Source organism: Luteibacter sp. dw_328 (assembly GCF_018449605.1).
Taxonomy (GTDB): Bacteria; Pseudomonadota; Gammaproteobacteria; order Xanthomonadales; family Rhodanobacteraceae; genus Luteibacter.
Window position 1 is genome coordinate 148,154 of sequence record NZ_JAAVUW010000008.1, and the last position, 17,724, is coordinate 165,877.

A 17,724-nucleotide genomic window follows, 5' to 3' on the forward strand; every position below is an offset into this window, starting at 1 on the left:
GCAAGACCATGCCACCGCACGTCCCAACCGACCGGATCCGGATAGCCGGCTAGTGGCTCTTACCCTCACTCCCGAAATGATGCTTGTGCTGGGCCTGGTGGGCTTCACCATGCTCATGCTCGTTCTGGAGTGGATCCGGGCCGATATGGTGGCCCTGCTCGTCGTGGTCACGATCGGCCTGACCGGCCTGATTCCCGGCGACCAGGTGTTCAACGGCTTCGCCGGCAACGCCGTCATCGCGATCATCGCGATCATGATCATGGGTGCGGGCCTCGACCGCGCCGGCGTGCTCAACCTCACCGCTGCCTTCGTCATGCGCATGGCACGCGGAGTGGAGTCGCGACTGGGGGTGGTGGTGAACAGCGTCACCAGCCTGTTCAGCGCGGTCATTCCCAGCCAGGCGCTGGCGGCACTGATGATTCCCGTGACCAGCCGCCTGTCCGCCCGTACGGGCGTGCCGATGTCGCGCCTGCTGTTGCCCATGGCGTTCTGCATCCTCACCGCCACCAACACCACGCTGATCGCCAACTCGCCACTGATCGTCCTCAACGACCTGATCGCCAGCGCGAACAGCAACCTGCCTCCCGGCGCGCACACCATCCCGAAGTTCGGCCTGTTCAGCGTGACCCCGGTGGGTCTGGTACTGGCCGTGGTCGGCGTGCTGTTCTTTTACCTGTTCACCCGCAAGCTCCTGCCCGAGCGCGAAGACGATCGCCTCAAGGTGACACCGGGCCGCACGGAGAGCTACTTCGCCGATACTTATGGCATCGTCGGTGAAACCGCCGAACTCACCGTCACGGCGGAGAGTCCGCTGGTCGGCATGAGCATCGGCGAAGTGGAGCAGTTGCACGGAGCTCCACTGATCCTGGCCATCAAGAACGGCAACGAAAGCCGTGTCGCGCCACCGTCCGATCAGATGATCTGGGTCGGTACGGTGCTCGGCGTGCTGGCCCCTCGCGACGCCATCAATGCCTTCGCCAACAACCAGTTATGCCGCGTATCCATGCGCATGCGCCAGCTCGGCGAGCAATTCAACACCACGCGCGCCGGCATTTCCGAGGCGGTGGTACCGCCGAGCTCGCGCTTCATCAAGCAAACCGTCGGCGAACTGCGCCTGCGCAAGCGCTTCGGTATTTCCGTGCTTGCGGTGAATCGCGGCGACGAAGTCTTCCGCGAGGACGTCCGCTCGGTAAGCCTGCGCGCCGGCGACACGCTGGTGCTGCACAGCAAGTGGCGCGACCTGATACTGGCCGAGGAAGACCGCGACTTCGTGGTGGTCACGGACGTGCCCAAGGAAGAGGCGCGTCCCGGCAAGATCTGGCAAGCCGTCTTCTTCTTCGTGCTGGCGAAGTGCCTGGCGCTGTTCACCCACCTCGACCTGTCCGTGGCGATGATGACCGGTGCCGTCGGCATGCTTCTCACCGGCGTGCTGAACATGGACGAGGCCTACAAGGCCATCAACTGGAAGACCATCTTCGTCACGGCCTGCCTGATTCCGCTGGGCTGGTCGATGGATTCCACCGGCACCGCCTCGTGGATCGCCCAGGAAGTCCTGGCCGTGCTCGGCCATGCGCCGCAGTGGACCCTGCAGCTGTCCATCGCCGTACTCACCCTGATGTTCTCGCAGGTCATGTCGAACGTGGGCGCGACCGTGATGATGGTGCCGATCGCCATCAGCGTGGCGGTGAGCACCGGGGGTAACCCCTCGGCTTACGCGCTCATCGTGGCCGTATCCTCGTCGAATACGTTCCTGCTGCCTTCCGGCCATCCGGCACTCATGATGGTGGCCGGCCCGGGCGGTTACCGCGCCAGGGATTTCCTACGCGTCGGCCTGCCCCTGACGATCATCGTGCTGACCCTGACCCTGGTCACGATCAACTTCATGTATCGCTAAGGGCAGCCGCTAGGGCCAGCCGCTGAGCCGCGAAATTTCTCAGGCCAGCCGCACCGCGCCATCGAGCACCGTCACCGGTACCGCACGCAGGCGATCGCCCCGGCAGGGTCCCGCAGTGCAGTCGCCGGTGTCGGCCGTGAAGGTGGCACCGTGCGCCGCGCAGATGATCGTCCCGTTGCGCACCAAGAACCGGCCCGGCGCGTAATCGAGCCGCCGGCCCGCGTGCGGACAGACGTTGAAATAGGCGCGAGCCTCATCGCCATGCCGATAGACCATGAGCGACTCCACCTCGCTGTTGACGACGGCGTCGACCTCGATGGCGTTGCCGTCGGGAATGTCCGCCAGGAGGCAGAGGGGAGGGGTATCGGTGTTAGGAGTCATGGCACTTGTCTGTGGGGGTGGGTTGCCCCAAGGTAAAGGGGAACCACGCATGTCATTGTGCCATACGGATTTTTAACCAATGCGCTTCGTCTTCCCGCCCGTTCGCCGCTCGCGTAATCCGCTCGCCCGCGCCTTGTCCGTCGTGGCCGGTCTGGCCGTGCTCGGCGTCCTGTTGGTGTTCGGCGTGGTCGTCATCGGCGTCCTGCTGGCCGGTGGCCTGGTGTTCCTGGCCGTGCGCCAGTGGAAGCTTGCCCGCGGTGGCCGTCCCGCGGCGGCCCAGCCGTCAGTCACGCGCCCCACCGACGATCCCAAGGTCCTCGAGGGCGAGTTCGTGGTGATCCACCAGCGCGATCCGGTCCACCACTAAAACCGCGCGCAAGAAGCGGATGGTGAGGGGGCTTCGCCCCGTCTACGCTGGTCTCCAACGAGTGGAGACCACGATGAAAACCCAGGTCCAGTTCATGCACAGCGCCACCGACGATGCTCTCGAACGTGCCCGCGCCACGCTCGACAGCGAGGACGGCGCCAGTGACCTCGCCACGCTTGCGGCCGTCGCAGGGCTCAGCCCAACCCATCTGCAACGCGCCTTCCGTCGCCGTTACGGGGTAAGTCCGGCCGAGTACGCCCGCGCGCGCCGTTTTGGCCAGCTCCGCGAGGCGCTTCGTGACGGTGTCGCGGTCACCGACGCCGTCTATGAGGCCGGTTTCGGCTCCGGCAGCCGCGTGTATGAGGAAAGCGACCGCCGGCTCGGCATGACGCCAGCCAGCTACCGCGCAGGCGGCGCGGGCGCCTCGATCCGCTACACCACCACCGGCACGTCACTCGGCCGCCTGCTGGTCGCTACGACGGCGAAAGGCATCTGCTCGGTAACGCTCGGCGAAGACGATACCGCCCTGGAAACGCGGCTCGCGGATGAATTTCCCCTGGCGGAACGTGAGCGCGTGGACGAAGGTCGCGACGAATGGCTCGACGCCGTGATCGCTCGCGTCGCCCGCGATCTCGGCTGGGGTGACGGCGACACACCGGCGATGCCGCCCATCGATGTGGCCGCGACCGCATTCCAGTGGCGCGTCTGGGATGCGCTGACGCGGATACCGCGCGGCGAAACCCTGAGCTACGGCGAGCTCGCCGCCAAGCTTGGCGTACCCAAGGCCGCGCGAGCCATCGGTCGCGCCTGCGGCAGCAACAAGCTCGCCCTGCTGGTCCCCTGCCATCGGATCATCCGCGAAGACGGCAGCCTCGGCGGCTGGCGATGGGGCATGGAAATCAAACGGCAACTGCTGGCCACGGAGCGTGCCATGAGCGCCGCTCAAGGCTGACCTTCGAACGTTTCGCTACCGCCGCACCCGCGGCGACGATATCGTTCCGGATTCAGCCTGGATCGCCCATGTCCGACGCCGCCTGTACCGCGCAAGAAGCTCCCGCCGCCGCCAGCCCCCGCTGGCTGGTGCCGCTGTCATTGCTGTCGATGTACCTGATCTGGGGCTCGACCTATCTCGGCATTCGCTATGCGCTGGTGAGCTATCCCCCCTTCATGCTCGCGGCGATCCGCTTCGCCATTGCCGGTGTGGTGCTGTTCGCCGTGCTGCGCCTGCGTGGTGTCACGTTGCCGACGGCCCGCCAGTGGAAGAACGCAGCCATCGTCGGCACCTTGCTCCTCGCTGGTGGGAACGGGTTGGTCTGTTTCGCCGAGCAATCGGTGAGTTCGGGTATCGCCGCGGTCGCGGTGGCGAGCATGCCGCTGTTCGCGGCGGTGTTCGGCGGCCTTTATCGCGAGTGGCCCACGCGTGGAGAAACGATCGGCCTGATGCTGGGTTTCGTCGGCGTCGTCGTGCTCAATCTCGGCGCCGGGTTGTCCGGGTCACCGCTCGGTGCGATCGCACTGATCTGTGCCGCCATGGCGTGGGCCTTCGGCTCGGTGTGGTCCAAGCGCCAGGACATGCCGTCGGGGCCGATGAACACCGCGGCGCAGATGCTCTGTGCAAGCGTTTCCCTTTCGATCATCGCCCTGCTTCATGGCGAGCGTTTCCCCGCTCATCCGCAGGTCGGCGCCACGGTCGCCCTGGGCTACCTCATCGTGTTCGGCTCCATCGTCGCCTTCAGCGCCTACCTCTACGTGCTGAAAACAGTGCGCCCGGCGCTGGCCACGAGCTACGCCTACGTCAACCCACCGGTGGCCGTGCTGTTCGGCGTCGCTGTGGCCGGCGAACATGTCGGTCCCTTCGATCTCGCCGGCATGGCCATCATCCTGGTGGGCGTCGGCATTATCACAATGATGCGTACGCGCAAGGCCTGAAGGCCGCAGTTTGTGAAATCCGTCGCATAAATGGCCCATGTAGGGCACTTTTCAGAATTATTCGATGTTTGTCCGCGATAGCGACACCTAGGCTCGGGTTCTCAGTCGCAGGAGCGCCCGATGTCCCGTCTTACCCCGAAATCGTCGCGGTGTTCGCGGCGCGTGTACCTGTGCTGCGCACGCGGCGGCACCCTCTTCGGCATCGCCATCCTCGCCGTGGCCTCGTGCCAGACCTTTAGGGAGGGGCCAGCGACGGGCGCCTCCTCGCCCGTCGCGGATTACCTGGAGTACGACGCCTGCCTCGACCGCGGCGGTCGATGGCTGATGCATGCGCACGCCTGCATCGAGCAAAGCGAGGCGGGCCTGCACGAACGACGCGAAGCCTTTTAGGGCTTCGCGCAGGGGTTCGCCTCAGAGTTCGCGCAGTGCCGTGGTGACCGGCACGCGCGCGGCACGCAGTGCCGGGAACAGCCCGCCGATGAACCCGATGGCGAGCGCCCACTTGATGCCCGTCCACAGCAGTTCTCCGCTGACATGGAAGCGGAACACCACCTGGCTGAAGTTGGCGCCAAGCGTCGACGTGGTATAGCCGTTGAAGACGAGCCACACCACGCCCGCCCCGATGAGTCCACCGAGAAGGGCGAGCATCATCGTTTCGAGCATGACCGAGACCACGACGGGGACCCCGCGAAAGCCGATGGCACGCAACGTGGCGATCTCGCGGGCCCGTGCCTGGATCGCGGCGAACATCGTGTTGAGCGCCCCGAAGATCGCACCGATGGCCATGATGACGCCCACCGTGATGCCCACCGCGCGCAGCACCTTGGTCAGGCCTTCGGATTGCTTGCTGAAGTAATCCTGTGTCGTGCTGACGTCCACCTTGAGCCGCGGATCGGCGACGAGGTTGGCCTTGAAGGTGTCGAAGGCGGCGGGCGAGTCCAGCATGACCGTGACCGACTGCACGCTGCTGCCGCGCCGATAGGCAGAGGCCACGCTTTGCGTATCGGCCCACAGCTCAGACTCGAGGGCGTCGTGGGATTCGAACACACCGACCACCGTCCAGGTCTGCCCGGCAAGGCGGAGGGTTTTGCCGACATCGATACCGTCGAACTGCGCTTTCGCCCCTTTGCCAACGATGATCTCACCCAGGCCGGGTCGGAACTTCCGACCTTCGACGATCTTCACCTGGTCCCTGAGCGTCCAGACATCGTCACTCACGCCACGAATCGGCACGTTGGAATCGCTGTTCGGGTCGCCCTTGCGCGGCAGGTTGGCGACGACCACGAGTTCGCCCGACGCGATCGGCTTGCCTTGCGCATCCTTTTTTACGCCCGGCGCCTGCATCACGACGTTGGCACTGTCGCGATCGAGGATGGAGTTGAGCTCCGCCTGCGATCCGCCGCGCAGCACGATGGCGGTGCGGTCGTTGCCGGTGGAGCGGAGTGTCTCGGCGAAGCCGTCGCTCATCGCGAGCATGGCCACGAGTACACCGACGACACCGGCAATCCCGACTACCACGACGGATGACGAACCCAGTCGCTGGGTCACGGTGGCGAGTCCCACACGGGTCACCTGCCAGGTCTGCCGGCCACGTCGGGTAAGCGCCATCCACAGCACGAGGATCACCGCCAGCGCCGCGATGCCTTGCCACGGCAGCGCGATCCACAGCGCGAGGAAAGCGGCGACGATCAGGAGCATCAACAGGCCGAAGCCGAGTTTCTTCATCGATTTCATGTCGTATTCCTCAGCGCCCGGCGAGCGCGTCGACGATGTTGAGACGCATCGCACGGATGGCAGGCAAGGCACCGACGAGCGCGCCGATCACCACCATCAACACGAGACCGAGAATCCACGTGGAAGCACCAATGGGCGGAAGGTTGAGCGCGCCGCCGCTCATCGTCGTGACGATAGGCACCACGACTCCGGCAGCCGCCAGTCCCAGCACGCCGCCCAGGACCAGCAGCAGCACACCTTCCGCAAGCACCATGCCGAGCACGCTCTGACTGGAGAAGCCGATGGTCTTCAGGACGGCGAGTTCGTTCGTGCGTTCGCGCACGGCCTGCGCCATGGTGTTTCCGGTCAGCAGGATGAGCGTGAAGAACACCGCGCCCATGATCGCCGAGACGATAAGTCCGATGTCGCCGAGTTGCTTGGCGAACGAGGCGTTGAAAGCCTGTTCCGTCTGCGTCTTGGTTTCATGGTCCGAATTGGCCGACAACGCATCGATTGCCTTTGCCACGCTGTCCGCCTTGTCGGCGGAGGTGAGCTTCACCACGTACCAGCCCACCGTCGTACCGACGCTGTGGAACGCGTTGGCATCTTCGAAATACTTGTGATGAAAGAAGAATTGCTGGTCCGTGCCGTTGGCGGCGCCCTTGGCTGGCGTGTAGATGCCGACGATGTCGAAGGGCCAGGTCTTGTCACCGTTACGCTGCGGGAAAATCGTCGACTGCAGGGGAATCTTGTCGCCCACCTTCCAGCCGAAACGCTTCGCCAACGCTTCGCCCACGACGGCACCTGTCCGCGTCGTCTCGAAAGCCTTGCGTTGATCCGCCGGCAATTCCATCTCGCGGTAGATGTCGAGGTAGTTGTCGCTGACGGCGAAGCTGAGCACGAAGTTCTTCGGGTCCTGGTAAATGCCACCGAACCAGTTCGCATAGCCCACGGACTTCACTCCGGGGATGGCCTCCATGCGCGTCTGCAGGCTCGCCGGCAGGGACTGGATGATCGAGTAACGCGAGGTGGTGATCAGGCGATCCACACCGATTACGCTGTCGCCTGAGTCGAAAGCCGCACGCGTGGCGTCGAGCATGCCGAACAGAAGGAAGGCGGCGAGGATCGAGACCAGGGTGAGGAACGTGCGGGACTTGCGCCGGAACAACGCTGCCCAGATGAGATGCATGTATTTCATGCCGGCATTCCTCGCTCAGGCCACGGCTTGCTCGACAAGGGAACCCTTGTCGAGATGCAGCGTATGGTTGGCGTACTCGGCCGCCTTGGGATCGTGGGTCACCATGACGATGGTTTTTCCGTGCTCCCGATTGAGCTCACGCAGCAGCCCGAGGATGTCCTCGGCAGACTGGCGGTCCAGATCGCCCGTCGGCTCGTCGCAGACCAGCAGCGTGGGATCGGACACGATGGCGCGCGCGATCGCCACGCGCTGCTGCTGACCGCCGGAAAGCTCGGAAGGCTTGTGCGTGGCACGATCGGAAAGACCGACCAACTGCAGTGCGATGGACGCGTTCTGCTTGCGCTGTGCCGCCGACAGCTTGGTCAACAGCAAGGGCAGTTCCACGTTGCGCTGGCCGGTAAGCATGGGCATGAGGTTGTAGAACTGAAAGACGAACCCGACGTGCGCGGCGCGCCACTTGGCCAGCGCGCCCGAGCCGAGCTGATCGATACGTTCGCCGGCGACCGTGATGCTGCCGCCGGTCGGCGTATCCAGCCCGCCGATCAGGTTCAACAGGGTGGTCTTGCCCGAGCCCGATGGCCCCATCAGCGCGAGGAAATCACCTTCCTCGATCTTCAGGTTCACACCGTGCAGCACCTCGACCTTCTGCCGGCCGCGCTCATAGACCTTCGAGAGATCCTGGATGTCGATCAGGGTAGCCATCGTTATGTCTCCGGACGCGTCAGGGTGAGGTTTTAGCGATGCTGACGGCGGTGCCGTCGGCGAGGGATTCGGGCGGTGCGACGACGACGGTTTCGCCCATGGTCACGCCGTCGGTGACCAGGCGCATGTCGCCGCTGGCCGGCTTCACGGAAGTCACCGGCCGGCGCTTCGCTGTGTTGTCGGCAACGACGAAAACGATGTCATGGCCATCGCGCTGCACGACGGCCGCGGCGGGAACGAAGACCCCCTTTGGCGCCGCGGACTGGGCCGGTGCACGACGCTCGAGGAAGGAAACACGCACGCCCATGTCGGGGACGATGCGGCCGTCCTTGTGCTCCAGCGCGACGCGCACCTTCACGGTGGCCTTGCCACGATCGGCGGCCGGCACGATGGCGATCACATGGGCGGGAATCTTCCAGTCGGGATAGGCGTCGAGGACGGCTTCCGCGGGCATGTCCGGCTGTACACGGCCGATATAGGCCTCGTTGACGTCCACATCGATCTCCAGCGAATCCATGTCGACGATGGTGCCGACGCCGGTCCGCGTGAAGCCACCGCCGGCCGAGAGGGGCGAGATGATTTCGCCGACCTGGGCCGCCTTGTCCGTGATCACCCCATCGAACGGGGCGCGAACCACGGTGTAGTCGAGGTTGACCTGCCCGACCTGGACCTGCGCATCGGCGGAGTCGGCCTGGCGCCGCGCCGTGTTGAGCTGCGCGCGAAAGGTGTTTGCCTGGGTGCGGGCCTGTTCCGATACCTGCTTGGATACCAGGCCGCGCCCGACGAGCGCCTCGGCGCGGTCGGCGTCGCGCAAGTCCTGGTCGAGCTGGGCCTGGGTCTGGGCCACGGTGGCATGGGCCGCCGCCGCGCTTGCCCGGGCAGCGTCCAGACTGGCGCGCAGGGCGTTGTCCTCGAGGCGGGCCAGCACCTGACCCTTCTTCACACGGTCGCCTTCTTCGATCAGCACTTCGGTCAGGGCGCCGGTGATCTGCGCGGAGACAGTTGCCTGGCGGCGAGCCGTCACGTAGCCGGTGGCCTGGAGCACCGCCCCGGCCTCCGCATTGGCAGAAGGCGACACGGCGGTGGCGGTCCTCACCTCGACCGGGCGATGGGCGACGAAGGCCCATGCACCGGCACCGACCGCGAGCAGGACGGCGACCACCCCGACCGTGACCAGCGCGAGCCGGAATCCCTTGCCGCCACCCCCACCCCCGTGGGATTCCTTGTGCGATTTATCGATCTTCAGCTGCCTCAGCAGCTCGGCGTTCGAATTCATGCTTCCCTCTGTCCCCTGCGGTCCCACCTGATGGCAGGATCATGCGACCCGAGGCGACGCTGCACCACTTCCGCCCATCAGTCATCTGCCGTGACAGGTGTCACCTGCTAACCTGATGCGATGAATACGATCATCCCCGCGCCGGCCCAGCCGAGCATCCCCGTCCTCGGCCAGACTGCGCGTTTTCCGGTCCGCCGTATTTTCTGCATCGGCCGTAACTACGCCGACCATGCCCGTGAAATGGGCGCGTCGGTCGACATGTCGAACCCGATGTTCTTCACCAAGCCGGCCGATGCCATCGTCACCGACGGCGCCGACGTGCCCTACCCCTCGGCAACCAGCGATCTCCACCACGAAGTGGAAATGGTGGTGGCCCTGGGCGCCGGCGGTTCGGACCTTTCCGTCGAGCAGGCCGGCAAGCTGGTCTGGGGCTACGGCGTCGGCCTGGACCTGACCCGCCGCGACCTGCAGGCGCAGGCCAAGGCCAAGGGCGCACCGTGGGATGTCGCCAAGGGCTTCGACCATTCGGCTCCGATCTCGGCCCTGGTGCCGGCGTCGGAAGTCACACCGACCTCGTCCACCCGTATCGCGCTGGAGATCAACGGCGAACTGCGCCAGGAGGCCACGTTGGGCGACATGCTCCTGGACGTGCCCGCCATCCTCAGTGCGCTGTCGAAGCTGTTCGAACTGAAGGCCGGCGACATCGTCTACACCGGCACGCCGGCAGGCGTCTCCGCCCTCGTGCGCGGCGACACGTTCCGTGCGACCCTCGACGGCGTCGCGACGCTCGAAGGCCGGGTCAGCTGACTTCGCGAAGTGCCGACATCCGTCCCGCTAGTTTCCAACGTTCCACGTTCAGCCAATAAGGAGAAAGACCGATGAGTTTCGTCGCGGAATTCAAGAAATTCGCTCTACGCGGTAATGTCGTCGACCTGGCGGTCGGTGTCGTGATCGGTGCGGCATTCGGCAAGATCGTTACCTCGCTCGTCGACAACATCATCATGCCGCCCATCGGCTGGTTGATCGGTGGCATCGATTTCTCCGACTGGAAGTGGGTGCTCAAGCCCGCCGATGCGGTTGCCAAGAAAGCCGAGGTCGCGATCCAGTACGGCGTCTTCATCAACGTACTCATCCAGTTCCTGATCGTCGCCATCGCGATCTTCGTCGTGGTCAAGGCGATCAACCGCCTCACCCGTCGCGAGGAAGAAGCCCCGGCTGCGCCGGCGGCCGACGTTGTACTGCTGACGGAAATCCGCGATCTGCTTCGTTCGCAGCAAGGGAAGTGAGCTTGACGCACTTGTAGGAGCCGCTTCAGCGGCGAACCCTCAGCGGTGATATTGCGAATGAGGGTTTGCGTTTCATCGTGGGAGCTGCTCAACCGCTCGCCCAATCACCGCAATGCCTCGTTCGCAAGCGCGACAATCCGAAGGTTCGCCGCTGGAACCTACGCCTGCGCAGCGAGCGATCCGCAAAAAAAAGAGGCCGCCGATTGGGAATCGGCGGCCTATCTGGGGAGACTCGTTATGCCCGGGAGTTGAGCCGTCACCGGCTCGGGCACTTATTATTGGTATTCGGGTAGTTTGTGGTCAGCGTTGAACACGGTCGTTATCAGAAGTCGTAGTTGATGCCAAAGCGGACATAACGCGGCTGGCTGAAGTACGTGACCTTGTCGTAGTTGATATTGGGCGTGGTCGAGCTGCCGGCAATCACGTACGTGGCAGTCGGGACGGATTCGCCCAATGCGTTATAGACCATCACATTGAAGCCAAGTTTCTGGTTGGCCCACATCGGACGATATTCCGCCGAGAGCGAAACAATGTGCTGCCAGGGCTGGCGACCGGCGGCACCCGGTGAAGACGGAAGACCGTCACAGTAGTGGTAGTAGCTGCCGTACCCCACCGGATTGCTTTCATCCGCACCGTAGTAACCCAGGCAGGTCTTCGGCGTGCCAGACATGATCGCGATGTTCGCCGACAGCATCCATTCCTTCGCCGCTTGCCACGAGCCGTAGATCTTGAGTTGGTGCTTGCGGTCGTTGGAGAGCAGGCCGTTGGAATTCTCCATCAGTTTGCCGAAGTCCCAGTCCACCGTCGCAGACACGTCGGTCTGGTCGATATCCGAGCGAACCTGGCCTTCCGTGTCGCCGTAGCTACGCGAGAAGACATAGTCCACCTTGGCCTGCCACGTGCCGTCGAATGGATGCTCGAGGAACGTTTCCAGCCCGTAGTAGCTGCGCTTTGCCTTTGGCATGCCGAAATCGTCCGCCGACACGCTGACGCTGTTGTAACCGCCGGCACCATCCGGGATACGGTAGGTGTTGCTTCGACCCGGGTTCGACAGATAGCAACCATTGAGTTGGCTGGCATCGACGGCGTAGCCGAGCGAGTTCGCCTTGGCGGTGATCGTGTCGGTGTCGCAGATATCGTCGAGGATATTGCGCAGCTTACGTACCTGCGCCTTCATGCCCCAAACGTAATCCGGGTTGATCTGCTGCGTAAAGCCCAGCAGATACTCATCCTGGTATTCCGACTGGATGTTGCTGGCGGCGACGGTCTTCGCATCCGGCGACTGGCCGTACTCGTTGTTCGCCGACACCGCGCCACCCGTCGCCGAGGCAAGCTGGGTCAGGCCGGTTGGATTGCCGTTACCGTCGATACCGGTATAGGTGTAGTACTCGTTCGTGTACAGCGAGCCAGCAGCGGCGCGAAGGGCAACCGAAGCAGGCATGGCGAGGTAGTAACGACCAGCATTGCCGTAGACCTTGAGGGTGGAGTCGCCGTTCACGTCCCAGCTGAAGCCGAGTCGCGGAGCCCACTGCGGCTTGGTCATGCGCAGGAAAGCGTCTCCGTTCGGGTTGTAGTTGGTGAACTGGTCGTTGCGCAGGCCGATCTTCACCAACCAGCGATCATCCACCTGCCAGCTGTCTTCGATGTACTGCGCGCGCTGCTTCACGCGAACCGAGGCGGCGGTATCGTAGAGATACTTCGAGACGTAATAGCCGTCTTCTCCGCCGGCACCTGTATTGGGCGCGGCCACGTAGGGGCTGTCACTGATCGCGGTGCCAGGGTCGCCGGAACCATAGTCCCAGGCCGTAGCGGTCTGACCATCGTCAATGTCGTGCGAGTTGAGGTTATCGATACCACCGGTGATCGTGTGGTCGCCGATCTTCCACGAAAGATCGATGCGCAGATTATTCGTCGTCGCCCGGTGGCTCGGGTCGTTGGCCGTCAGCACCGTCTGCGAATTGACGATGGGGTTGCCGCCAGTAATGCCGGGGTTCTCGAACTCGGACCCATTGATGTACGTCAGCGTCGGATCGTAGCCCGGCGTTTCGCTGTAGTACTTCATCTTCTGCTTGCCGTAGAGGGCGGTAAGCGTCAGGTCGTCGGTGATGTAGCTGGTGAACTTGGCAACGTAGACATCGGCACTGTTCTTCGTCGACGTGTCGTAGCTGTTCAGGGCGCCGGTGGTGTTGGTTGCATAGTCGTAGTCGTAGAGGTTGCCCTTGTACGAATGCTTCTGCGATGCGCCTGTCAGTTCGAGGATATTGTTGTCGGTGATGTTCCAGTCGACCTTCGAATACCATTTCGGATTGTGATATTCGTACGCCGTGTTGTAAGACGAGGTCACGGCGCCAACGCTGTCGCCGACGTTCTTCGATTGCTCGACGGCGGCGAAGAAGAACAGTTTGTCCTTGATCAGGGGACCGCCGACATACGCGCTTTCGGTGGTCGTCCACGACGTGTTGTTCGAGTAGCGACGATAGATGTCGCCCGCACTGGCACCCGAGACGTAGTACGAGCTCGGACTGACGCCTTCGAGCGAGGCCGGCGACCACTGCACCTGCGCGCCGAAATGCCACTCGTTCGTCCCGCGCTTGCCGCTCTGGCTGATGACGCCGCCGTCGGAACGACCATAGGCCGCACCGTAGCCGCCGCTGAGGATTTCCTCCTGGTCGATGGCGCCGTACGGCAGGCTGATGCCGCCAAAGCCGCTCAGCGGATCCGTCGTGTTGAAACCATTGAGGTAATAGGCGTTCTCGGTGACCGACGAACCGCTGAACGAGACCAGCGAGCCACCCGACGTATTGCCCGTGAAGCCGCTGTAACCCGGCACGACACCCGGCGCGAGCAAAGCGATCGCTTCGGCGCTACGCGAGAGGGGAAGCTTCGCCAGCTGCTCGGAGGTGATCACGGTACGCGAGTCGACGCTCGTCACGTCGATGGCCGGCAAGGCATTGGCTGAAACGGTGACCGAGCCGAGGCTCGTGGCGGCCCCGGTAGCGGCGGCGAAGGATACTTCCGTACCCGAACCGACCCGTAGCGCGACATCGTTACGTGCATCGACGGCCTTGCCGCCCTGCATGAGCGCTACGGTGTATGACCCCAGCGGCAGCGAGCCGATGCTGTAGCGACCGTCCGCACCCACCGCCACTTCACGCGTCAGGCCCGACGAGCTCTTCGCCTGTACCGTCTCGCCTTCGGCGGCAGGCGCCTGGCCGAAGATGCTACCGGTGGTCGACTGGGCGATGGCCCCTGCGCTTCCGAGGGCCACGCCGAGCGCAAGGCTGATCCGGCTTAGGCGCACCCATTGAAGTTTATTGATTCGCACTTTTAAACACTCCCCAGAGAACGTGGCAATCCCCACGACCTCAATTTAGTGTTAAGACGACGTTCGCATGCGGCCGAAAGTGCCACGTAACTTGACTATTAATCGGACGTATGGACGTCCGTAATCGCTTTCGCCGTATGACTTCCGTCGAGGACAGCCTGGCGGTATCCGCGCGGGGAAACACCGAAAATGTCGCGGAATGAACGACTGAAGTGGGTCATGTCGCCAAAGCCCCAGGACTGAGCTATCTGCGCGATACTGCGGTGACGCAATGCGGGATCCGCAAGTTCACGACGGCAACGCGCGATTCGCTCGGCACGTACCCAGCGCATCAGGGTCAGCTTTTCGTCGGCAAACAGCTCGAAGAGGTAGCTAGGCGAAAGTCCCACGCCAGCGCCGATCATTTCCACGCATAGCTTCGGGTCGGCAAGATGATCCCGCGCGAAGCGGCGTACCTGCTGTTTGTACTGCTGTCGAAGTTGCGATGGCGAAGCCTCCACCGAAACCATCGACTCGAAGGCAGCGGCAAGCATGTGCGGGACGGCATCCGCCACGCGGTCGGCCACGGCCTCGGTGAGCTCGGAGGCATGCGCGAACAGTTCCTGGAAGAGAACACGCAGATAGCCGACGGCACTGAGGTGTCCGTGAAGGCCGACCGCCGACATCTGGTCCAGCCGCGGCATCGTCTCCCGCAAGGCGGCCAACGGCATGTAGAGCGTCTGTACCGTGGATTGATGGGTCTGCAGGCGAAAGGGACGGGACAGATCGATCAGGCAGAAATCCCCCGGCGAGATGTCGCCGCGACGGCCGTGTTGTTCCACCGATGCGCTGCCCTCCAGGTGGTGGCTGAGCAAGGCGGCGCCTCGGTGAATTCGCGCCACGTTGTCGCCGGTCAGGATATGCGGCGCATGGCGGAAGGTTCCCAGCCGAAGGCGCTCCCCGGCGTAGCCGTCGAGCATCACGCTCATGCCTTGCCGCTGGCAGACGCTTTGCCAGAAGGTCCGGGCAGCGACAGTTCCGCCCTGGGCACCCGGGAGCGGCGATGAATCCTGGAACTGGGTCGACAACGGAGGCTAACTCCCTTGATCAGCGGATCGGGCGGCGCGGCGGGGGCCCGCCGTCCGGGCCTGGCGGTGGACCGGGCGGTGCATCGAAGCCCTTGTCGTCCATGCACAGGTCCATCAGGTCGGCATCGACGCCGTCATCCGGGTCGTCCGCCTTGCCATCGATGTCGATCCAGCAATCGTCCAGCGCGGCCGCGAGCTGCGGGTCCTGGGGCAGCGGGGCGCGCGGCGGCTCCTGCGCAGCGGCAACCGCCGCTAGCGCCGTGCCGAAAGCGAACAGCAGGGAGGGCAGCGTGGGAAAGGGCTTCATGCGTTGGATATCCATGGACCGACGTTGAAGCCAAACTAAGGGGCGCCCGTCACCACCGGTTGTCCGTGTGTGTCCGGTTTGTGTCGGGTTTTTTGCCGGGCTGACAAACGCGCCGTAGACTGGTCTGGTATCAAGCTATCGCATGGCCATGGATCTCCAGTCGCTCATCCTTGTCGTCGACGACGACCCCGAACTGCGCCGCCTGATCACGGCGTTTCTCGGTGGTCACGGCTATAGGGTGCAGGCGGCTGAGAATGCCCTGCAGATGAACCTGGCGATCGAGCGTGAGCGTCCCGATCTGGTCGTACTCGACGTGATGATGCCGGGAGAGGACGGCCTGAGTGCCGCCCGCCGCCTGGCCGCGGACAAGGGGCCGCCGGTGATCATCCTCAGCGCCCTGGGCGGCGATACCGACCGCATCATCGGCCTGGAGGTCGGGGCCGACGATTACCTCGCCAAGCCCTGCAATCCGCGCGAACTGCTCGCGCGCGTGCGTGCGGTATTGCGCAGAACCGGCAACAGCGAACCGGTAGCGGTCGAGGATGCACGCCCCTACGGCTTCGCCGGCTGGCGCCTGGACGTGACCCGCCGCGACCTGCGCGATCCCACGGGCATCTTCATCAACCTGTCCGACGGCGAGTTCGCTCTGCTGCGAAGCTTCGTCGAGCATCCGCAACGCATTCTCAGTCGCGACCAGCTGCTCGACCTTGTGCATGGCGGGCGCTCGGAAGTATTCGACCGCGCGATCGACACCCAGATCAGCCGTCTGCGACGCAAACTCAACGACCGCGTGCACGAGGAGATGATCCGCACCGTGCGCAACGAGGGCTACATGCTGGTCCCCAGGGTGTCGCGCCTGTGATGCATCTGTCCCGCCTTTCAATCTTCTCCCGCACGTTCCTCATGATGATCTGCGCGGTACTGGTCGCCGCGGCGATCGGCTTTGCCGTGCTGTTCATCAGGCCACCCTCGCGCCTTTCCGCCGTGAGCCTGTTCGAACTGGCGGCCGTGCTGCAGCCGGAAACCTCGCCCTTCGGCAACCGGCCTTTCGGCGCACAACACCCCTTCCCCGGCGAAGGCGGCCCGCCGCCGGGCGCCGATTTCGACCGCGGCGGCGACGCCGACCTGGAGGTCGCCACGATGCCGGGCCCGCCAAGCGCCCCGGCCTCATTCGACGAGAAAGGTTCCGAACGCATCGCCATGCACGTGGCGGACATGTTCAAGGTATCCAGCGACCAGGTTCGCGTGTTCATTACCGAGCACGACATGCCCGGCGCGCATGGCCCGATGCGCCTCGGTCTCGGAGGCGGCTCGGTGGTCGCTCTGAAGCAAGCGGACGGCCGCTGGCGCGTGGCCACCGTTCCGGTCGAGTCGTTCCCCACCGTGCTCCAGCAGCAGGTCTTCCTGTTACTCGCACTCGGCATCCTCGTCCTGCTGCCTCTCGCCTTCCTCTTCGCCCGCGCCCTTGCCGCACCGATCCGGCGTTTTTCAGAGGCCGCACAGCGGCTGGGCAGCGACACCAGCGCGCCGCCCGTCGTGCGCGAAGGGCCGCCAGAGATGCGTCAGGCCGTCGACTCCTTCAACGCCATGCAAGCGCGGATCAATCGCTTGCTGCAGGAGCGGACGCAAATGATCGCAGCGATCGCGCACGACTTGCGCACGCCGCTCACACGTCTCACCTTCCGCCTGGATGGACTGCCCTCGCCGCTCGCGGAGAAAGTCGACGCCGACATCCAGGAGATGAAGGCGATGATTTCCGCCGCGCTCGATTTCATTCGCGACCGTTCCCTCGGTGTGCATCGCCAGCGCCTGGACGTCCGATTGCTGGTAGAAAGCGTCGTCGACGACCTGGCCGACATCGGCCACGACGTGACCGTACAGGAGGGTTCGGCCATCACGATCGAGGGGGACCCGATCGCGCTGCGTCGCGCGGTGGTGAACCTGGTGGAGAACGGATTGAAATACGGTGAACGCGTGCGGCTGCGACTGCGTAGCACCGGCGACGGCTGCATCCTGGAGATCGACGACGATGGACCGGGTATTCCCGAAGCCATGCAGCAGCAGGTGTTCGAGCCGTTCTTCCGCCTCGAGGCCTCGCGCAACCGCGACACCGGTGGGATCGGCCTGGGACTGGCCACCGTTCGTGCGATCGTCCTGGATCACGGTGGCACCGTGACGCTGCGCAATCGCAAGGATCGAGGCCTTCGCGCCGTGGTGAGCCTGCCCGCCACGGCGCCTCCAGGCAGCTGAGCCTGGCCATCCATGACTTCCTACCTACG

General features: G+C 64.3%; 17 protein-coding genes. 9 read left to right on the plus strand and 8 right to left on the minus strand.

Annotation, left to right across the window (positions count from 1 at the left end):
• Positions 1-76: 76 nt before the first annotated feature.
• Positions 77-1,894: an SLC13 family permease gene (locus HB634_RS19015; protein ID WP_063571199.1), complete on the plus strand. Its 1,818-nt coding sequence runs from the start codon at positions 77-79 to the stop codon at positions 1,892-1,894.
• Positions 1,895-1,933: 39 nt separating this feature from the next.
• On the opposite strand, the gene HB634_RS19020 is transcribed toward HB634_RS19015, so the two are convergent.
• Positions 1,934-2,275 (minus strand): Rieske 2Fe-2S domain-containing protein, encoded by a 342-nt coding sequence (locus HB634_RS19020; protein WP_213949737.1) that lies wholly within the window; start codon positions 2,273-2,275, stop codon positions 1,934-1,936.
• 79 nt (positions 2,276-2,354) lie between these two features.
• Between HB634_RS19020 and HB634_RS19025 the strand changes: the two genes are divergently transcribed.
• The 4 genes from HB634_RS19025 (at position 2,355) to HB634_RS19040 (ending at position 4,961) form a co-directional block, all read left to right on the plus strand.
• Positions 2,355-2,642, plus strand: a complete 288-nt coding sequence (locus HB634_RS19025; protein WP_063574385.1) for a hypothetical protein — start codon at positions 2,355-2,357, stop codon at positions 2,640-2,642.
• 73 nt (positions 2,643-2,715) lie between these two features.
• Positions 2,716-3,594: a methylated-DNA--[protein]-cysteine S-methyltransferase gene (locus HB634_RS19030; protein WP_255548699.1), complete on the plus strand. Its 879-nt coding sequence runs from the start codon at positions 2,716-2,718 to the stop codon at positions 3,592-3,594.
• A 68-nt stretch (positions 3,595-3,662) separates the two neighbouring features.
• Complete coding sequence (gene yedA / locus HB634_RS19035; RefSeq protein ID WP_063572923.1) at positions 3,663-4,571, plus strand: drug/metabolite exporter YedA; 909 nt, start codon at positions 3,663-3,665, stop codon at positions 4,569-4,571.
• A 120-nt stretch (positions 4,572-4,691) separates the two neighbouring features.
• Complete coding sequence (locus HB634_RS19040; protein ID WP_213949738.1) at positions 4,692-4,961, plus strand: hypothetical protein; 270 nt, start codon at positions 4,692-4,694, stop codon at positions 4,959-4,961.
• Between the two features lie 21 nt (positions 4,962-4,982).
• On the opposite strand, the gene HB634_RS19045 is transcribed toward HB634_RS19040, so the two are convergent.
• From HB634_RS19045 to HB634_RS19060, 4 genes are read right to left on the minus strand one after another with little or no spacing between them, the layout of a single operon-like run.
• Positions 4,983-6,305 carry an ABC transporter permease gene (locus HB634_RS19045; RefSeq protein ID WP_063572925.1) on the minus strand — a complete coding sequence of 441 codons (1,323 nt, stop codon included), beginning with the start codon at positions 6,303-6,305 and terminating at the stop codon, positions 4,983-4,985.
• Between the two features lie 10 nt (positions 6,306-6,315).
• On the minus strand, positions 6,316-7,482 hold the full coding sequence (locus tag HB634_RS19050; RefSeq protein ID WP_063572926.1) for an ABC transporter permease: 1,167 nt from the start codon (positions 7,480-7,482) through the stop codon (positions 6,316-6,318).
• A gap of 15 nt (positions 7,483-7,497) precedes the next feature.
• Positions 7,498-8,184: an ABC transporter ATP-binding protein gene (locus tag HB634_RS19055; protein ID WP_063572927.1), complete on the minus strand. Its 687-nt coding sequence runs from the start codon at positions 8,182-8,184 to the stop codon at positions 7,498-7,500.
• A gap of 19 nt (positions 8,185-8,203) precedes the next feature.
• Positions 8,204-9,460: an efflux RND transporter periplasmic adaptor subunit gene (locus HB634_RS19060; RefSeq protein WP_213949739.1), complete on the minus strand. Its 1,257-nt coding sequence runs from the start codon at positions 9,458-9,460 to the stop codon at positions 8,204-8,206.
• Between the two features lie 120 nt (positions 9,461-9,580).
• Between HB634_RS19060 and HB634_RS19065 the strand changes: the two genes are divergently transcribed.
• Both HB634_RS19065 and mscL read left to right on the plus strand, forming a co-directional pair.
• Entirely contained in the window at positions 9,581-10,267 is a 687-nt protein-coding gene (locus tag HB634_RS19065; protein WP_063572697.1) for a fumarylacetoacetate hydrolase family protein, read from the plus strand.
• A gap of 71 nt (positions 10,268-10,338) precedes the next feature.
• On the plus strand, positions 10,339-10,746 hold the full coding sequence (gene mscL / locus HB634_RS19070) for a large-conductance mechanosensitive channel protein MscL (RefSeq protein WP_063572696.1): 408 nt from the start codon (positions 10,339-10,341) through the stop codon (positions 10,744-10,746).
• 322 nt (positions 10,747-11,068) lie between these two features.
• Here the strand turns inward: mscL and HB634_RS19075 are convergent, their stop codons facing one another.
• The 3 genes from HB634_RS19075 to HB634_RS19085 form a co-directional block, all read right to left on the minus strand.
• Positions 11,069-14,071, minus strand: coding sequence for a TonB-dependent receptor plug domain-containing protein (locus tag HB634_RS19075; protein ID WP_213949740.1), 3,003 nt, complete (start codon positions 14,069-14,071; stop codon positions 11,069-11,071).
• A 98-nt stretch (positions 14,072-14,169) separates the two neighbouring features.
• Positions 14,170-15,138 (minus strand): helix-turn-helix domain-containing protein, encoded by a 969-nt coding sequence (locus tag HB634_RS19080; RefSeq protein ID WP_213949741.1) that lies wholly within the window; start codon positions 15,136-15,138, stop codon positions 14,170-14,172.
• A 19-nt stretch (positions 15,139-15,157) separates the two neighbouring features.
• The gene (locus HB634_RS19085; RefSeq protein WP_063574337.1) at positions 15,158-15,445 is read right to left on the minus strand and encodes a hypothetical protein; all 288 of its coding nucleotides are present in this window, start codon (positions 15,443-15,445) and stop codon (positions 15,158-15,160) included.
• A 148-nt stretch (positions 15,446-15,593) separates the two neighbouring features.
• On the opposite strand from HB634_RS19085, the gene HB634_RS19090 reads away from it, so the two are divergent.
• Together HB634_RS19090 and HB634_RS19095 are read left to right on the plus strand one after the other, a co-directional pair.
• Entirely contained in the window at positions 15,594-16,307 is a 714-nt protein-coding gene (locus tag HB634_RS19090) for a response regulator (protein WP_213949851.1), read from the plus strand.
• Positions 16,307-17,695 (plus strand): ATP-binding protein, encoded by a 1,389-nt coding sequence (locus HB634_RS19095; protein WP_063573896.1) that lies wholly within the window; start codon positions 16,307-16,309, stop codon positions 17,693-17,695. Before HB634_RS19090 ends, HB634_RS19095 begins: the two co-directional genes overlap by 1 nt.
• The last annotated feature ends 29 nt before the right edge of the window (positions 17,696-17,724 follow it).